Raw genomic sequence first — 15,213 nt, forward strand, 5'->3', positions numbered from 1 at the left:
TGAGCAGACAACTACAGAAGCTGAGCACACGACCACGGACCACCACCACTGCTGCACAAAGCCTTGCCGCCCCAACCTCCATACTGTAGACAATATTTCGTCGACATCATCGGGACTCGTCGACCCATTCCCTTGCTTCCCAGTTCCGCGGTATCCCTCGACCGAACGGAGCTCCCCCGCCATGAAAGTCGCAGTCCTCGGCGCCGGGGCGATCGGCGCCTACGTCGGCGCCGCGCTCCACCGTGCGGGCGCCGACGTGCATCTCATCGCCCGTGGACCCCATCTGGCGGCCATGAGGCAGTACGGAGTCCGGGTGCGCAGCCCGCGCGGCGACTTCACCGCGCACCCGCGCGCCACCGACGACCCGGCCGAAGTCGGCCCGGTCGACTACGTGTTCCTGGGTCTGAAGGCGAACTCGTACGCGGCGTGCGGGCCGCTGATCGAGCCGCTCCTGCACGACGCCACGGCGGTCGTGGCCGCCCAGAACGGCATCCCCTGGTGGTACTTCCACCGGCACGGCGGCCCCTGGGACGGGCGCCGTCTCGAAAGCGTGGACCCGGCCGGCGCGGTCAGTGCGGTGCTCGCGCCCGAACGGGCCGTCGGCTGCGTCGTGTACGCGGCCACCGAACTGGAACAGCCGGGCGTCGTACGGCACGTCGAAGGCACCCGGTTCTCGATCGGCGAGCCCGGCCGGGAGGTCTCCGCGCGGTGCCTGGCGCTCAGCGAGGCCATGCGGTCGGGCGGTTTGAAGTGCCCGGTCGAGCCGGACCTGCGCAACGACATCTGGCTCAAGCTGCTGGGCAACATCTCCTTCAACCCGATCAGCGCCCTGGCCCGGGCCACCATGCGGCAGATGTGCCGGCACGGCGGCACCCGCGAGGTCATCGAGACCATGATGACCGAGACGCTGGCGGTCGCCGCGGCTCTCGGCTGCGAGGTGGGCGTCTCCATCGAACGCCGGCTCGCGGGCGCCGAGCGGGTCGGCGACCACCGCACCTCCACGCTCCAGGACCTGGAGCGCGGCAAGCCGCTCGAACTCGACGTCCTGCTCGCCGCCGTCGTCGAGCTGGCGGAGATCACCGGGGTCCCGGTGCCCACCCTGCGCACCGTGCACGCCCTGTCGGACCTGCTCGCGCTGAGGAGCGCCGCATGAGGAAACGCGACCGAACCCCCAAGACCTACACCCGCCTCACCCACCCCCTGGTCCGGGACTCGCGCGACGAGCCCTTCCGCCGTGCGACCTGGGACGAGGCCCTGGACCGCACGGCGCGGGGCCTGGCCGCGGCGCGCGGCGCGTTCGGGATGTTCTCCTGCGCGCGGGCGACCAACGAGATGAACTACGTGGCGCAGAAGTTCGCCCGCGTGGTCATGGGCACCCACAACGTCGACTCCTGCAACCGCACCTGCCACGCCCCGAGCGTCGCGGGCCTGTCGGCCGCCTTCGGCTCGGGCGGCGGCACCTCCTCCTACGAGGAGATCGAGCACACCGACGTCATCGTGATGTGGGGCTCCAACGCCCGCTTCGCGCACCCGATCTTCTTCCAGCACGTCCTGAAGGGCATACACAACGGTGCCCGCATGTACGCGGTGGACCCGCGCCGCACCTCCACCGCCGAGTGGGCGGAGAGCTGGCTCGGTCCGAACGTCGGCACCGACATCCCGCTGGCGCACGCGGTCGGCCGCGAGATCATCCACGCGGGCCTGGCCAACGAGGCGTTCATCGCCCGCGCGACGACGGGCTACGAGGACTACAAGGCCCTGGTCGAACCCTGGACCCTCTCCCTCGCCGAGAAGGTGACGGGCGTACCGGCCGCCGCCATCCGCGACCTGGCCCACGCCTACGCACGCGCCGAGCGCGCCCAGCTGTGCTGGACCCTCGGCATCACCGAGCACCACAACGGCACGGACAACGTCCGCGCCCTGATCAACCTCTCCCTGCTCACCGGCCACGTCGGCCGCTACGGCTCCGGCCTGCAACCCCTGCGCGGCCAGAACAACGTGCAGGGGGGCGGCGACATGGGCGCCATCCCCAACCGGCTCCCCGGCTTCCAGGACGTGCTCGACCCGGAGGTCCGCCGGAAGTTCGAGACGGCCTGGGACACGGTGGTCGAGCCCCGCCACGGCCTCACCCTGACCGAGATGTTCGAGGCCATGGACGACAGCACCCTCCGCGCCGTCTACTGCATCGGCGAGAACCCGGCCCAGTCCGAGGCCGACTCCGAACAGGCGGTACGCCGCCTGCGTGCCCTGGACTTCCTCGTCGTCCAGGACATCTTCCTCACGAAGACCGCCGAACTGGCCGACGTGGTCCTCCCGGCGACGGCCGGCTGGGCGGAGACCGAGGGCACCACCACCAACAGCGAACGGCGCGTACAACGCGTCCGCAGGGCGGTCACCCCGCCGGGTGAGGCCCGGGAGGACATCGACATCCTCTGCGACCTCGCGGCCCGCCTCGGTCACGACTGGAAGTACGCCGACGCGGAGGCGGTCTGGAACGAGCTGCGCTCCCTCTCCCCCGACCACCACGGCATGACATACGCCCGCCTGGAGGAGCACCAGGGCATCCAGTGGCCGTGCCCGAGCACGGAGGACCTGGAACCGCCGTACCTGCACGGCAGGCTGTGGGCCCCGGACCCGGCCGACCGGGGCCGCCGGGCCCCCTTCGGCCTCGTCCGGCACGACCCGCCGGTGGACCTCACCGACGAGCAGTACCCGATCCGGCTGACCACGGGACGCCGCCTCGACTCCTACAACACGGGCGTGCAGAGCGGCGGTTACTCCTCTCCCCTGCGCCGCGGGGAGTCCGTCGAACTCTGCCCGGAGGACGCCGAACGCTACGGGGTCGTGGTCGGCGAGCAGGTCCGGGTCACCTCCCGGCGCGGTTCACTGCTCGCGCCCGTCTGGGTCGACCCGGCCCTGCGCCCCGGCCTGGCCTTCATGAGCTTCCACTTTCCCGACGAGGTGGACACCAACCAGCTGACCATCGAGGCCAACTGCCCGATCGCCGGGACGGCGGAGTTCAAGGCCTCGGCGATCCGGATCGAGAAGGTGAGCACCGGTGGACCTGCGCTTCGGTGACGGCAAACCCACGGACGAGGAACGCGCGGCCGTCGACGCCCTGCTGGGCCCGCCCGAGTCCTCCTGGGAGGGCGCGGACCGCTCCGACGCCGACCTCAGATGGGCACGGGGAGGCCGGGAGGCCCGGGACCGCCGCGACCGGCTCCTGCCGGCCCTGCACGCGCTCAACGACCGCGTCGGCTGGATCAGCGAGGGCGCCCTGGACTACGTGTGCCGCCGCCTGACCGTCCCTCCGGCCGAGGCGTACGGGGTGGCCACCTTCTACGCCATGTTCTCGGTCCGCCCCCGCCCGGCCACGGTCCTGCACGTCTGCACGGACCTGGCGTGCACGGCGGCGGGGGCGAGTGGGCTGTGCGCGGCGGTGGAGGCGCGGCTGGGCCGGGAGAGCGGCGTGAAGGTCGAACGCAGCCCGTGCCTGGGTCTGTGCGAGCGCGCCCCGGCGGCGCTGGTGATCCGGGCGGGTGCCCCGGCCCGTCCGGCGCAGGAGGACACTCCAGCCCGTCCGGCGTTCGAGGACGAGGCCGTCCAGGCCGAAAGCGGGGGTCCGGGGGCGGCAGCCCCCGGGGACGGGAAAGGGAAGGGGCGGCGGGGGCGAAGAAGCCTCCACGCGACGGCGGTATGCGCCCCCGCAACCCCCGACCGGGCGGTCGCGGCGGCCACCACCCCCGAAACCGCCCCCACCGAACCCGCCCCCGAAACCGCCGTCCCCCAGTCCGGCGACCCAAACCTCACCCTCCTCCGCCGCATCGGCACCACCGACCCCACCTCCCTGGACGACTACCGCGCCCACGGCGGTTACACCGCCCTCCGCCGCGCCTTCGACCTCGGCCCCGCGGCCGTCATCCGCGAGGTCACCGACGCCGGCCTGGTCGGCCGCGGCGGCGCAGCCTTCCCGACCGGCCGCAAGTGGCAGGCGACGGCCGCCCAGCCCGACCACCCGCACTACCTCGTCTGCAACGCCGACGAATCCGAACCGGGCACCTTCAAGGACCGCGTCCTCATGGAGGGCGACCCGTACGCCCTCGTCGAGGCGATGACGATCGCGGCCTACGCGACCGGCGCCCACCAGGGCTACCTCTACCTCCGCGGCGAGTACCCCCGCGCGCTGGCCCGCCTCACCCACGCCATCGAGCAGGCCCGCACCCGCGGCCTGCTCGGCGACGACGTCCTCGGCCAGGGCTACGCCTTCGACATCGAGATCCGGCGCGGCGCCGGCGCGTACGTCTGCGGCGAGGAGACGGCCCTGTTCAACTCCATCGAGGGCCGCCGCGGCGAACCCCGCTCCAAGCCGCCGTTCCCCGTCGAGAAGGGCCTGTTCGGCAAACCCACCGTCGAGAACAACGTGGAGACCCTGGTCAACGTCCTCCCCGTCCTCACCATGGGCGCCCAGGCCTACGCGGCGATCGGCACCCCGGCCTCGACCGGCCCGAAGCTCTTCTGCGTGTCCGGCACGGTGGCCCGCCCCGGCGTCTACGAACTCCCCTTCGGCGCGACGCTCGGCGAGTTGCTCACCCTCGCCGGAGTCCGCGACAACCTGCGCGCGGTGCTGCTCGGCGGCGCCGCCGGGGGATTCGTCCGCCCTGACGAACTGGACATTCCGCTCACCTTCGAAGGCACCCGCGAGGCGGGCACGACCCTGGGCTCCGGCGTCGTCATGGCCTTCGACGACACGGTCCCGCTCCCCCGACTCCTCCTGCGCATCGCCGAGTTCTTCCGCGACGAGTCGTGCGGGCAGTGCGTGCCGTGCCGGGTCGGGACCGTGCGCCAGGAGGAGGCGCTGCACCGGATCGCCGACCGCACGGGCGCCGCGGCGGCCGACGACATCGCCCTGCTCCGCGAGGTCGGCCGCGCGATGCGGGACGCCTCGATCTGCGGTCTCGGGCAGACCGCGTGGAACGCCGTGGAATCCGCCATCGACCGTCTGGGGGCGTACGAATGACCGCGATACCGCTCGGAGTGCCACGCCGTCTGGTGGAGTTCACCCTCGACGGACAGGAGGCCATGGTCCCCGAAGGGTCCACGATCCTGGACGCCTGCCGGGCCGCCGGGAAGGACGTCCCGACCCTGTGCGAGGGCGACACGCTCACCCCGAAGAACGCCTGCCGGGTCTGCGTGGTGGACGTCGAGGGCGCCCGGACCCTCGCGCCGGCCTGCTCGCGCAGGGCGGAGCCCGGCATGGTGGTGCGCACGGACACCGAGCGCGCCCGGCACAGCCGCAAGGTCGTCCTCGAACTCCTCGCCTCCTCGGTCGACCTCTCCACGACCCCCCACGCCGATCGGTGGATCAAGGAGTACGAGGCGAAACCGGACCGCTTCGGCCCGGACGCCGCCCGCGTCGACGAGGAAGCACGTGTCGACAACGACCTCTACGTGCGCGACTACGGCAAGTGCATCCTCTGCTACAAGTGCGTGGACGCCTGCGGCGACCAGTGGCAGAACAGCTTCGCCATCGCGGTCTCCGGCCGCGGCTTCGACGCCCGGATCTCGGTCGAGCACGACGGGCCGCTGACCGATTCGGCGTGCGTGTACTGCGGCAACTGCATCGAGGTGTGCCCGACGGGCGCCCTGTCCTTCAAGTCGGAGTACGACATGCGGGCGGCGGGCACCTGGGACGAGGAGCGGCAGACGGAGACGACGACGGTGTGCGCCTACTGCGGTGTGGGCTGCAACCTCACGCTCCATGTGCAGGACAATGAGATCGTCAAGGTCACCTCTCCGCACGACAACCCGGTGACCCACGGCAACCTGTGCATCAAGGGCCGCTTCGGCTACCAGCACGTACAGAACCGGGACTGACCGGCACACCGACCGGCGCAAGGGGCACGAACATGGGACGAGTCACGGAACGACGCAAGGTGATCCGCGTACGGGACGGCGCGGTCTCCACCCGGCCGGACACACTCGTCGCCGAGGAGCCGCTGGAGATCCGGCTGAACGGCAAACCCCTCGCGATCACGATGCGCACCCCGGGCGACGACTTCGCCCTCGCCGCGGGGTTCCTGGTCAGCGAGGGCGTGCTCGCCGAGCAGGGCGACCTGCAGAACATCGTGTACTGCGCGGGCGCCACGGTCGACGGCTCGAACACGTACAACGTGGTCGACGTGCGGACGGCCCCCGGCGTGCGCGTGCCGGACATCACCCTGGAGCGCAACGTCTACACCACCTCGTCCTGCGGGCTGTGCGGCAAGGCGAGCCTGGACGCGGTGCGTACGACGGCCCGCTGGCCCATCGCCGACACTCCCCCGGTGCGCGTCACCCCGGAGCTGCTGGCGGACCTGCCCGACCGGCTGCGCGCGTCCCAGCGGGTCTTCGACCGGACCGGCGGGCTGCACGCGGCGGCGCTGTTCACCGAGGACGGCGAGCTGGTGGACGTGCGGGAGGACGTGGGCCGGCACAACGCGGTCGACAAACTCGTCGGCCGCGCCCTGCAGAACGGCGATCTGCCGTTGTCGCGCTCCGTCCTGCTGGTGTCGGGCCGGGCCTCCTTCGAGCTGGCGCAGAAGGCCGTGATGGCGGGCGTCCCGGTGCTGGCCGCGGTGTCCGCGCCGTCCTCGCTCGCGGTGGACCTCGCCGCCGAGACCGGCCTGACGCTGGTGGGCTTCCTGCGCGGCAGCTCCATGAACGTGTACGCGGGCGAGGACCGCGTCGCCCTGCGGGCCGCGGCCGCCCAGGGCTGACCTCACCCCTCCCCCGCGACACGGCGGCGGGGCCCCTGCCGGGCGGGGAGCGCCCCCTGCGCCCCTGGGGCCCCGCCTCGACCGCGCCGGCCGACCACGCCGGCCGTCCGCCTCAGCCGTCCGCCTCCGTACCGGCGACCCTCCGGACCAGGTCCATGAGCCGCGCCCGCTCGTCCTCGGTGAGCGGCGCCAGCAGCTCGGCGTTGGCCGCGCGGGCCGCCTCCTCGCAGCGACCCAGCACCCGGCCGCCCTCCTCCGTGAGCGACACCGCGTTCTTGCGGCGGTCGCCGGGGTCCGGCACCCGGACGACGAGACCGGCGGACTGCAGGTCGTTGAGGACGCCTACCAGGTCCTTCGGATCGAGGCCGATGCCGCGCCCCAGGTCGGCCTGCGCGACCGGGGCGAGGTCGCGGACGGCCGAGAGCACCACGTGATGCCACATCTTCAGGCCCTCGGCCGCCAGCGCGCCGGCCACCAGGGCCCTTCCGCGGGCGGCGGCGCGGCCCAGCAGCCAGCTGGGGAGGGAGCGGATCTCGGGCAGCGGTGCGGCGGTCATGGCGACAGCCTACCGGTAATCGTTGGACTTCCCCACGATTCCGGGCTTACCGTTGGGACCACCAACGATTCCCCGACTTCCCGGAGGTGCGCTTCCATGCGCCGTGTCCGTTACGCGTCCACCGGCGGTCCGCTGTTCCTCGAGGAGGTCCCCGTGCCCCGGCCGGACGCCGGTGAGGTCCTGGTGCGCTGCGAGGCGGTCGGCGTGACGCTGCCCGTCGTCCGCAAGGTCACCGAGGCCGCCGATCCCGTGCCGCTCGGCGGGGAGGTCGCCGGTGAGGTCGTCGCGCTCGGCGCCGGCGTCACCGGCCTCGCGGTGGGCGACCGCGTCACGGGGCTGTGCTTCGGGCACGGGTACGCCGACTTCGCGGTCCTGCGCCGGGACATGGCCTCGCCGGTTCCCGACGGGGTCGGCGCGGTCGAGGCGGTCGCGCTGGTGCGCAGCGGTCTCGTGGCCCTCGGTGTCCTGTCGGCCGCCCGCCCCCGGCCCGGGGAGGCGGCACTCGTGACGGCCGCGGCGAGCGGGGTCGGTCACCTGGCCGTCCACCTCGCCCGTGTCCGGGGCGCCGCGCGGGTCGTGGGCGCCGTCTCCGACCCCGCCAAGGCGGACTTCGTGCGCTCGCTCGGTGCCGACGAGGTGGTGGTCTACGGCGACGACGGCTGGGGCGAACCCGTCGACTACGTCCTCGACGGCGTGGGCGGCGACCTCCTCACCCCGGCGGTCGGCGCCCTCGTCCCGGGCGGCCGGCTGGTGGCGTACGGCTCGGGCGGCGGGACCGTGCGGGCGTACGACCTGCTGGTCGGGGCCAGGACGGTGACGGGGTTCCAGATGGCACGGATCGCCCGTGAGATGCCGGAGGTGTACGAGGGGTGGCGGCGGGAGCTGTGGCGGCTGTACGCGGAGGAAGGGCTCCGGCCCGCCGTGCACGGACCCTACGCGCTGGAGGACGCGGCGAGGGCGCACGAGGCCGTCGCGTCGCGCGGCAACCTCGGGAAGGTCGTACTCGTCCCCTGAGGCGGTCCGAGCCCCTGCCCCCCCGGTACGCGGGAAGCGGCGCGCTCCCGGCGGGCACGGGACGCCCGACTACGGGACACCCGGCTACGGGACACCGTGCCACGGTCGCTTCACGCGGACCGGCTCGCGGCGCCGACCGCGGTGCGCTCCGGGGCGGCCGGGCGCTCCTGGGACGGCACCGCCTCCGGATCGTGCGAGCGGCGCTTGGCGATCACCGCGCACACCATCAGCTGCATCTGGTGGAAGAGCATCAGCGGCAGGACGGCGAGCGAGGCCTGGGCGCCGAACAGGACACTGGCCATGGGCAGCCCGGCGGCGAGCGACTTCTTGGACCCGGCGAACTGGATCGCGATCCGGTCCTCCCGCCCGAAGCCGAGCCCCTTCGCCCCGTACCAGGTCAGGACCAGCATCACCGCCAGCAGCACCGCCTCGACGGCCAGCAGCCCGGCCAGCCGCACCGGGCTCACCTGGTGCCAGATGCCCTGCACCATGCCCTCACTGAACGCGGTGTAGACGACCAGGAGGATCGAACCGCGGTCGACGAGCCCGAGCACCTTCTTGTGCCGGGCGACGAAGCCGCCGATCCACCGGCGGAGCACCTGTCCGGCCACGAACGGCACCAGCAGTTGCAGCACGATCTTCACCACCGAGTCGGCGGAGAACCCGGCCCCGCCGCCCAGCAGCGCGGCGGCCAGCAGCGGTGTGACGACGATGCCGACCAGTGAGGAGAAGGACCCGGCACAGATGGCGGCGGGCACGTTGCCGCGGGCGATGGAGGTGAAGGCGATCGACGACTGGATGGTCGACGGGACCAGGGTGAGGAAGAGCAGGCCCTGGTACAGGGGGTCGGTCAGGAACACCGGGACCAGGCCGCGCGACGCGAGGCCGAGCAGCGGGAAGACGACGAAGGTGCAGGCCAGCACGGTGACGTGGAGCCGCCAGTGCCGTACGCCGTCCATCGCCTCACGGGTGGAGAGCCGGGCGCCGTAGAGGAAGAAGAGGAACGCGATCGCGCCCGTCGAGGCACCGGAGGCGACGTCCGCGCCCGTGCCGCGGGCCGGCAGCAGCGCGGCGAGGCCCACCGTGCCGAGCAGCAGCAGGATGTACGGGTCGATCGGCATCCAACTCGGCCAGCGCAGGCGTTTCACGGTGCTCCACATGCTCGTTGCTTACTCGTTCTCGCTCGTTTCCGCGGGGTCACGGGTCCCCGCTCCATCGTGCTCCTCCGCTCGGCGATCGGGAATCCCGTATACCGCTCTGACTGTCATCACGATCACCGATGGGCGGCGCTAGCCTGGCGTCATGTACGACCCCTCGCACCTGCGCACGTTCCTGTCGGTGGCCCAGACGCTGAGCTTCACGCAGGCCGCCCGGCGGCTCGGCCTGCGCCAGTCGACGGTGAGCCAGCATGTGCGGCGGCTCGAGGACGCCACCGGACGGCAGCTGTTCAGCCGGGACACGCACTCCGTGGAGCTGACGGAGGACGGGGAGGCGATGCTCGGGTTCGCGCGCCGGATCCTGGAGGTGCACGAGCAGGCGACGGCCTTCTTCACGGGCACCCGGCTGCGCGGACGACTGCGGTTCGGGGCGTCCGAGGACTTCGTGCTGACCCGGCTGCCGGAGATCCTGGAGGGCTTCCGGCACGACCACCCCGAGGTGGACCTGGAGCTGACGGTGGAGCTGTCGGGGACACTGCACGAGCAGCTGGCGGCCGGGAAGCTGGACCTGGTGCTCGCCAAGCGGCGGCCCGAGGACCCGCGGGGCGAGCCCGTGTGGAGCGACCGGCTGGTGTGGATCGGCGCGGAGCGGCTGCGCCTCGAACCGGACCGCCCGGTGCCGCTCATCGTCTACCCGCCGCCCGGTATCACGCGTGCGCTCGCCCTGGACGCGTTGCAGCGGGAGGGACGCGAATGGCGCGTCGCGTGCACCAGCGGCAGCCTCAACGGCCTGATCGCGGCCGCCCGTGCGGGTCTGGGCGTGATGGCGCACTCGCACGGCCTCGTCCCGCCCGGTCTCGTCCGGGTGCCGGACCGGGCCGGGCTGCCCGAGCTGGGCGGCGTCGACTTCGTGCTGGTGCACGGCCGGCGCCATCCCTCGGCCCAGGGCGCGGCGGACGCGCTGGCGGCGGCGATCCTGGCGGGCGGCGACCGTCTGCACCGGCCTCAGCGCACGGGACTCGGATAGGTGAGCTGCTTCACCCGGCGCAGGAACGGCGACGCCTCCACGTGCTGGACGCCCTCCAGACGGCCGAGCGGGCCGCTGAGGTAGGCGTAGAGGTCGGCGGTGCTGCGCACGACGGCGGTGGCGACGATGTTGGACGGGCCCGCGGTGGCGGCGGCGTGGGCGATCTCGTCGTGCGCGGCGAGTGCCTCACCGACCCCGTGCAGGGCGGCCGGACTGGTGGTGAGCCACAGGACTGCGGCTGTGGAGTAGCCCAGGATCTCGGAGTGGTACTCCACGTCGATGTACACGGCGCCGGAGGCGAACAGCGCGGACAGCCGGCGCTTGACCGCGGACTCGGAGCGGCCGGTGGCGCGTTGCAGCTCGGGATGCCCGGCCCTCCCGTCGCGCTCCAGGACGGCGAGCAGCGGCTCGTCCTCGGGGAGGATGCGGGCCGGTCCGGGTGAGGCCGGACCGTGGTCGGGCCGCAGCGCCGCGACCTGGTCGTCACTGAGCACACGGAACTTGCGGAGCCAGCCGCTGGGTCCGCCGTAGAAGCGGTGCAGGATCTGGTGGGCGTGGATCTCCAGGACGCGCGGGGTGCGCGGCAGCTTGCCGAGCAGCAGGTCGTCCCGGTCGCCGGGGCTGCGCGGCCGGGTGCCGAGGATGACCTCGGTGCCGCCGGCCGCCAGCCCGATCCAGCTGGTGTCGGACCGCTTGGCGAGGGCGTCGGCGATGGCCAGGGCGCTGTCGGGGACGCAGCGCAGCCGCAGCGTCCAGTGGTCCTGGCCGAGCGCCGCCGCGTCCCGGACGGCGACCACCCGCAGCCCGCCCTCGGCGCACAGCCTGCGGTAGCGGCGGGCCACGGTCTGGTCGGAGACGCCGAGGACCGCCCCGATGCGGCTGAAGGAGGCCCGTCCGTTCACCTCCAGGGCGTCCAGCAGACGCAGGTCGAGTTCGTCGAAGGTGTCGGATTCCATCCGCATGGCGGCTCCTCCCGTCGGATTCCGTCGCATCACTCTCACAGACCGGTGCGATCGGCCGGGCGATGCCCATCGTACGGAGGCACGCAATCACGTACGACACGGGAGAGAAGACGGATCATGCGTAGATGGGGGCCGCTCACGGCGGTGTGTCTGGGGACGTTCATGCTGTTGCTGGACGTGACGATCGCGGTCGTCGCGCTGCCGGACATGGCCGGGGGGCTGCACGCCTCGCTGAGCGATCTGCAGTGGGTGATGGACGGCTACGCGCTGGCACTGGCCGCGCTGATGCTGGGGCTGGGAGCAGCGGCCGACGTCCTGGGCCGGCGCCGGGTGCACGTGGCGGGCGTGGTGCTGTTCGCGGTGGCGTCGCTGCTGTGCGGACTGGCCACCGGGCCGGGGATGCTGGTCGCCGCGCGCGGGCTGCAGGGCGTGGGCGCGGCGGCGATGTTCGCGACCACGCTGCCGCTGCTCGGCTCGGTCTACCAGGGGCGCCGGCGGTCGATGGCGCTCGGCGTGTGGGGCGCGGTCAGCGGCGCGGCGGCGGCCGTGGGGCCGGTGCTGGGCGGGCTGCTCACCGACGGTCCGGGCTGGCGGTGGATCTTCTGGGTGAACCTGCCGGTGAGCGTGGCGGCGGTCTGGCTGACGCTGCGCGTGGTGCCGGAGTCCCGCGGGGCGGCCGGGCGCCGCGTGGACTGGGCGGGGACGGCGGGCTTCGCGGCGTTCGCCGGGGCGCTGACGTACGGGGCGGTCCGGGCCGGGTCGCACGGCTGGACGGAGGGCGGCACGCTCGCCTCCTTCGTGCTCGCGGTGCTGGCGCTGGGCGCCTTCGTCGCCGTGGAGCGCCGGGTCGCCGATCCGCTGCTGGACCCGCGGCTGTTCCTGCGGCCGGCCTTCTCCCGCGTGATGCTGGGCGGGCTGGCCTTCAACGCGGCGGCGTTCGGCGTGATGGCGTACACGTCCATATGGCTGCAGACGCTGCTCGGGATGAGCCCGGTGCGGGGCGGCCTCGTGTTCGTGTGGCTGTCGCTGGCGTCCTTCGTGGTGGCCGCGGCGGGCGGCCGGCTGCTGCACGGGGTGCCTGCGCGGCTGACCATCGGCGGCGGCCTGCTGCTGATCGCGGCGGGGCAGTTCCGCATGGCGTTCCTGGACGCGGACTCCACGGCGTCCGCCCTGGTGCCGGGGCTGCTCCTGGTGGGCGTCGGGACGGGGCTGGTGTCGCCCGGCATCGCGGGTGCGGCGCTGGCGGCGGTCCCGGCGGAGCGGGCCGGCATGGCCGGGGGTGCGGTCAACACCTTCCGGCAGCTCGGGTACGCGCTCGGCATCGCCGTGTTCGGCACGGTGCTGACCTCGCGGATGCGGGACACCCTGCCGCACGACGCGGCGCACGGCCTGGCGGGCGGTGCGGCGGACGCCCTGCGGGGCGTGTTCGGCGAGCACGCGCTGCGGGCCGCGTTCGCCTCCGGACTGAACGCGGCCGCGGTGGCCGCGGGCGCGGTCGCGGCGGTCGCCGGGGTGCTGGTGCTCGTCCTGGTGAGGGCCGATCGCGGCGGCCGGGGCAGGGGTGTGACGGATTCCGCGGCGCCCGCGCTGAAAGAGGAGGAGGCCGTTCCGGCAGCCCCGTACCGACGGTAAGCGGGTCGTACAGATTCGGTGGAGATAACGGCACCGAAACTTACTCAACCGTCAGGAATCTGTCCGACCCTTCCCCATGTGAGCGCATTTCCTCCTGCTGACCAGCGCGAACATGAGCCCTGTTCGTTTTTGGCGCCCCTCCCGTCCCCGCGTCGGGTGGGGTAGCTTTCACCGCGCTGTGCGGGGGGCGTCATCGAAGCGGGGATCGAAAAGCGGGGAGCGGGGTTTGCGCGAGTTCACCAGTCCTCCCTTGGCGTTGGCACCACCGGTGGGCGGTCTTGCCGACGTCGTCTTCGAGCATGCCCAGGAGGACCCGCGCCACATCGCGCTCGGCCGCAAGGACGAGAGCGGGCAGTGGCGGGACGTCACCGCCGGCTCCTTCCGCGACGAGGTGCTGGCCCTCGCCAAGGGGCTCCTCGCCCAGGGCATCCGCTTCGGCGACCGGGTCGCCATCATGTCCCGCACCCGCTACGAGTGGACCCTCTTCGACTTCGCCCTGTGGGCGATCGGCGCCCAGGTGGTGCCGGTCTACCCGACCTCCTCGGCCGAGCAGTGCATGTGGATGCTGTACGACGCCGAGGTGACGGCGGCGGTCGTGGAGCACGAGGACCACGCGATGACGATCGCCACGGTCATCGACCGGCTGCCGCACCTGCGCGGGCTGTGGCAGCTGGACTCCGGCGCCGTCCAGGAGCTGTACGACGCGGGCGCGCACCTCGACGACGAGGTGGTCCACCGGCACCGCAGGGCGGTTACGCCGGAGTCGGTGGCCACCGTCATCTACACCTCGGGCACCACCGGCCGTCCCAAGGGCTGCGTGCTGACCCACGGCAACTTCATGTACGAGGCGGACACCGTCATCGAGCGCTGGGAGCCGGTGTTCCACTCCAGGCGGGGCGACGAGGCCGCGACCCTGCTGTTCCTGCCGCTCGCGCACGTCTTCGGACGGATGGTGGAGGTGGCGGCGATCCGCGGCAAGGTCCGCTTCGGCCACCAGCCCCAGCTCAACGCCGCGGCCCTCCTGCCCGACCTGGCCGCATTCAGGCCGACCTTCATCCTGGCCGTGCCGTACATCTTCGAGAAGGTGTTCAACGCGGCGCGGCGCAAGGCCGAGAAGGAGGGGAAGGCGGGGCCCTTCGAGAAGGCCGTCGACGTGGCCGTGAAGTACGCGGAGGCCGTCGAGGCGAAGGCCTGGGGGACCGGGCCCGGGCCCTCGGCGGGGCTGCGGATGCAGCACCAGTTCTTCGACAAGCTCGTCTACTCCAAGGTCCGGGCCGCGATGGGCGGGCGCATCCGCAACGCCATGTCGGGCGGTTCGGCCATGGACCGCAGGCTCGGGCTGTTCTTCGCGGGCGCGGGCGTGCAGATCTACGAGGGCTACGGCCTGACCGAGTCCACGGCGGCCGCCACCGCCAACCCGCCCGAGCGCACCCGCTACGGCACCGTCGGGCAGCCCATACCCGGCGTCACCGTGCACATCGCGGACGACGGCGAGATCTGGCTGAACGGCGGCAACGTCTTCGAGGGCTACCTGAACAACCCGAAGGCCACCGACGAGACCCTGCACGACGGCTGGCTGGCCACCGGGGACCTGGGCGCCCTGGACGAGGACGGCTACCTCACCATCACCGGCCGCAAGAAGGAGATCCTGGTGACCTCCGGCGGCAAGAGCGTCTCCCCCGGTCTCCTGGAGGAGCGGGTGCGCGACCATCCGCTGGTCAACCAGTGCATCGTCGTCGGCAACGACCGCCCCTACGTCGCCGCCCTCATCACCCTCGACCAGGAGGCGGTCGAGCACTGGCTGACGATGCGCAACAAACCGCAGATGTCCCCGGCCGAACTGGTGCACGACGCCGATCTGGAGACGGAGGTGCGGCGCGCGGTCGTCGCGGCCAACACGCTGGTGTCCCAGGCCGAGTCCATCCGTACCTTCCGCATCCTCGCCCAGCCGTTCACCGAGGAGCACGGGCTGCTGACGCCCTCGCTGAAGCTGAAGCGCAAGGCCATCGAGAACGCCTACGGCACCGAGGTCGAGGCACTTTACCGAGCGTGAGTCCCGCGGTCAGGAATGCGCCGGGGCCCGTGATCGTTGACGATACGAGTACCACCT

General features: G+C 72.7%; 12 protein-coding genes. 9 read left to right on the forward strand and 3 right to left on the reverse strand.

The window, feature by feature from the left end; translation table 11 throughout:
• Nucleotides 1-181: 181 nt before the first annotated feature.
• Genes NI25_RS05630 through fdhD form a run of 5 tightly spaced genes read left to right on the forward strand, consistent with a single transcriptional unit; the run spans nt 182 to nt 6,755 of the window.
• On the forward strand, nt 182-1,153 hold the full coding sequence (locus NI25_RS05630) for a 2-dehydropantoate 2-reductase (RefSeq protein WP_061441388.1): 972 nt from the start codon (nt 182-184) through the stop codon (nt 1,151-1,153).
• Nucleotides 1,150-3,078 carry a molybdopterin oxidoreductase family protein gene (locus tag NI25_RS05635; protein WP_061441389.1) on the forward strand — a complete coding sequence of 643 codons (1,929 nt, stop codon included), beginning with the start codon at nt 1,150-1,152 and terminating at the stop codon, nt 3,076-3,078. The genes NI25_RS05630 and NI25_RS05635 overlap by 4 nt, the downstream gene beginning before the upstream one ends.
• Entirely contained in the window at nt 3,059-5,017 is a 1,959-nt protein-coding gene (locus tag NI25_RS05640) for an NAD(P)H-dependent oxidoreductase subunit E (RefSeq protein ID WP_061441390.1), read from the forward strand. The genes NI25_RS05635 and NI25_RS05640 overlap by 20 nt, the downstream gene beginning before the upstream one ends.
• On the forward strand, nt 5,014-5,874 hold the full coding sequence (locus NI25_RS05645) for a 2Fe-2S iron-sulfur cluster-binding protein (protein WP_061441391.1): 861 nt from the start codon (nt 5,014-5,016) through the stop codon (nt 5,872-5,874). The genes NI25_RS05640 and NI25_RS05645 overlap by 4 nt, the downstream gene beginning before the upstream one ends.
• Nucleotides 5,875-5,906: 32 nt before the next feature.
• Complete coding sequence (gene fdhD / locus NI25_RS05650; RefSeq protein WP_061441392.1) at nt 5,907-6,755, forward strand: formate dehydrogenase accessory sulfurtransferase FdhD; 849 nt, start codon at nt 5,907-5,909, stop codon at nt 6,753-6,755.
• A 112-nt stretch (nt 6,756-6,867) separates the two neighbouring features.
• On the opposite strand, the gene NI25_RS05655 is transcribed toward fdhD, so the two are convergent.
• Nucleotides 6,868-7,311 carry a MarR family winged helix-turn-helix transcriptional regulator gene (locus tag NI25_RS05655; protein ID WP_061441393.1) on the reverse strand — a complete coding sequence of 148 codons (444 nt, stop codon included), beginning with the start codon at nt 7,309-7,311 and terminating at the stop codon, nt 6,868-6,870.
• A 96-nt stretch (nt 7,312-7,407) separates the two neighbouring features.
• On the opposite strand from NI25_RS05655, the gene NI25_RS05660 reads away from it, so the two are divergent.
• Nucleotides 7,408-8,325 (forward strand): quinone oxidoreductase family protein, encoded by a 918-nt coding sequence (locus NI25_RS05660; protein ID WP_061441394.1) that lies wholly within the window; start codon nt 7,408-7,410, stop codon nt 8,323-8,325.
• A 110-nt stretch (nt 8,326-8,435) separates the two neighbouring features.
• On the opposite strand, the gene NI25_RS05665 is transcribed toward NI25_RS05660, so the two are convergent.
• Entirely contained in the window at nt 8,436-9,446 is a 1,011-nt protein-coding gene (locus NI25_RS05665; protein WP_233520839.1) for a bile acid:sodium symporter family protein, read from the reverse strand.
• 181 nt (nt 9,447-9,627) lie between these two features.
• Between NI25_RS05665 and NI25_RS05670 the strand changes: the two genes are divergently transcribed.
• Nucleotides 9,628-10,509, forward strand: coding sequence for a LysR substrate-binding domain-containing protein (locus tag NI25_RS05670; protein WP_061441395.1), 882 nt, complete (start codon nt 9,628-9,630; stop codon nt 10,507-10,509).
• Here NI25_RS05670 and NI25_RS05675 read toward each other — a convergent pair.
• A complete protein-coding gene (locus tag NI25_RS05675; protein ID WP_061441396.1) occupies nt 10,488-11,471 on the reverse strand; it encodes an Lrp/AsnC family transcriptional regulator in 984 nt (327 codons plus the stop codon). The two genes, NI25_RS05670 and NI25_RS05675, sit on opposite strands and share 22 nt — an antisense overlap.
• Before the next feature lie 117 nt (nt 11,472-11,588).
• On the opposite strand from NI25_RS05675, the gene NI25_RS05680 reads away from it, so the two are divergent.
• Both NI25_RS05680 and NI25_RS05685 read left to right on the forward strand, forming a co-directional pair.
• Complete coding sequence (locus NI25_RS05680; RefSeq protein ID WP_061441397.1) at nt 11,589-13,103, forward strand: MFS transporter; 1,515 nt, start codon at nt 11,589-11,591, stop codon at nt 13,101-13,103.
• Nucleotides 13,104-13,329: 226 nt separating this feature from the next.
• A complete protein-coding gene (locus tag NI25_RS05685) occupies nt 13,330-15,156 on the forward strand; it encodes an AMP-dependent synthetase/ligase (RefSeq protein ID WP_061441398.1) in 1,827 nt (608 codons plus the stop codon).
• Nucleotides 15,157-15,213 lie beyond the last annotated feature (57 nt).

Source organism: Streptomyces sp. CCM_MD2014 (assembly GCF_000772045.1).
In the GTDB taxonomy this organism is placed as follows: domain Bacteria; phylum Actinomycetota; class Actinomycetes; order Streptomycetales; family Streptomycetaceae; genus Streptomyces; species Streptomyces salinarius.

Coding starts and splice junctions, on each gene's coding strand:
- NI25_RS05630 (WP_061441388.1), top strand. CDS start 182: ATGAAAGTCGCAGTCCTCGGCGCCGGGGCGATCGGCGCCTACGTCGGC.
- NI25_RS05635 (WP_061441389.1), top strand. CDS start 1,150: ATGAGGAAACGCGACCGAACCCCCAAGACCTACACCCGCCTCACCCAC.
- NI25_RS05645 (WP_061441391.1), top strand. CDS start 5,014: ATGACCGCGATACCGCTCGGAGTGCCACGCCGTCTGGTGGAGTTCACC.
- fdhD (WP_061441392.1), top strand. CDS start 5,907: ATGGGACGAGTCACGGAACGACGCAAGGTGATCCGCGTACGGGACGGC.
- NI25_RS05655 (WP_061441393.1), bottom strand. CDS start 7,311: ATGACCGCCGCACCGCTGCCCGAGATCCGCTCCCTCCCCAGCTGGCTG.
- NI25_RS05660 (WP_061441394.1), top strand. CDS start 7,408: ATGCGCCGTGTCCGTTACGCGTCCACCGGCGGTCCGCTGTTCCTCGAG.
- NI25_RS05665 (WP_233520839.1), bottom strand. CDS start 9,446: ATGCCGATCGACCCGTACATCCTGCTGCTGCTCGGCACGGTGGGCCTC.
- NI25_RS05670 (WP_061441395.1), top strand. CDS start 9,628: ATGTACGACCCCTCGCACCTGCGCACGTTCCTGTCGGTGGCCCAGACG.
- NI25_RS05675 (WP_061441396.1), bottom strand. CDS start 11,471: ATGCGGATGGAATCCGACACCTTCGACGAACTCGACCTGCGTCTGCTG.
- NI25_RS05680 (WP_061441397.1), top strand. CDS start 11,589: ATGCGTAGATGGGGGCCGCTCACGGCGGTGTGTCTGGGGACGTTCATG.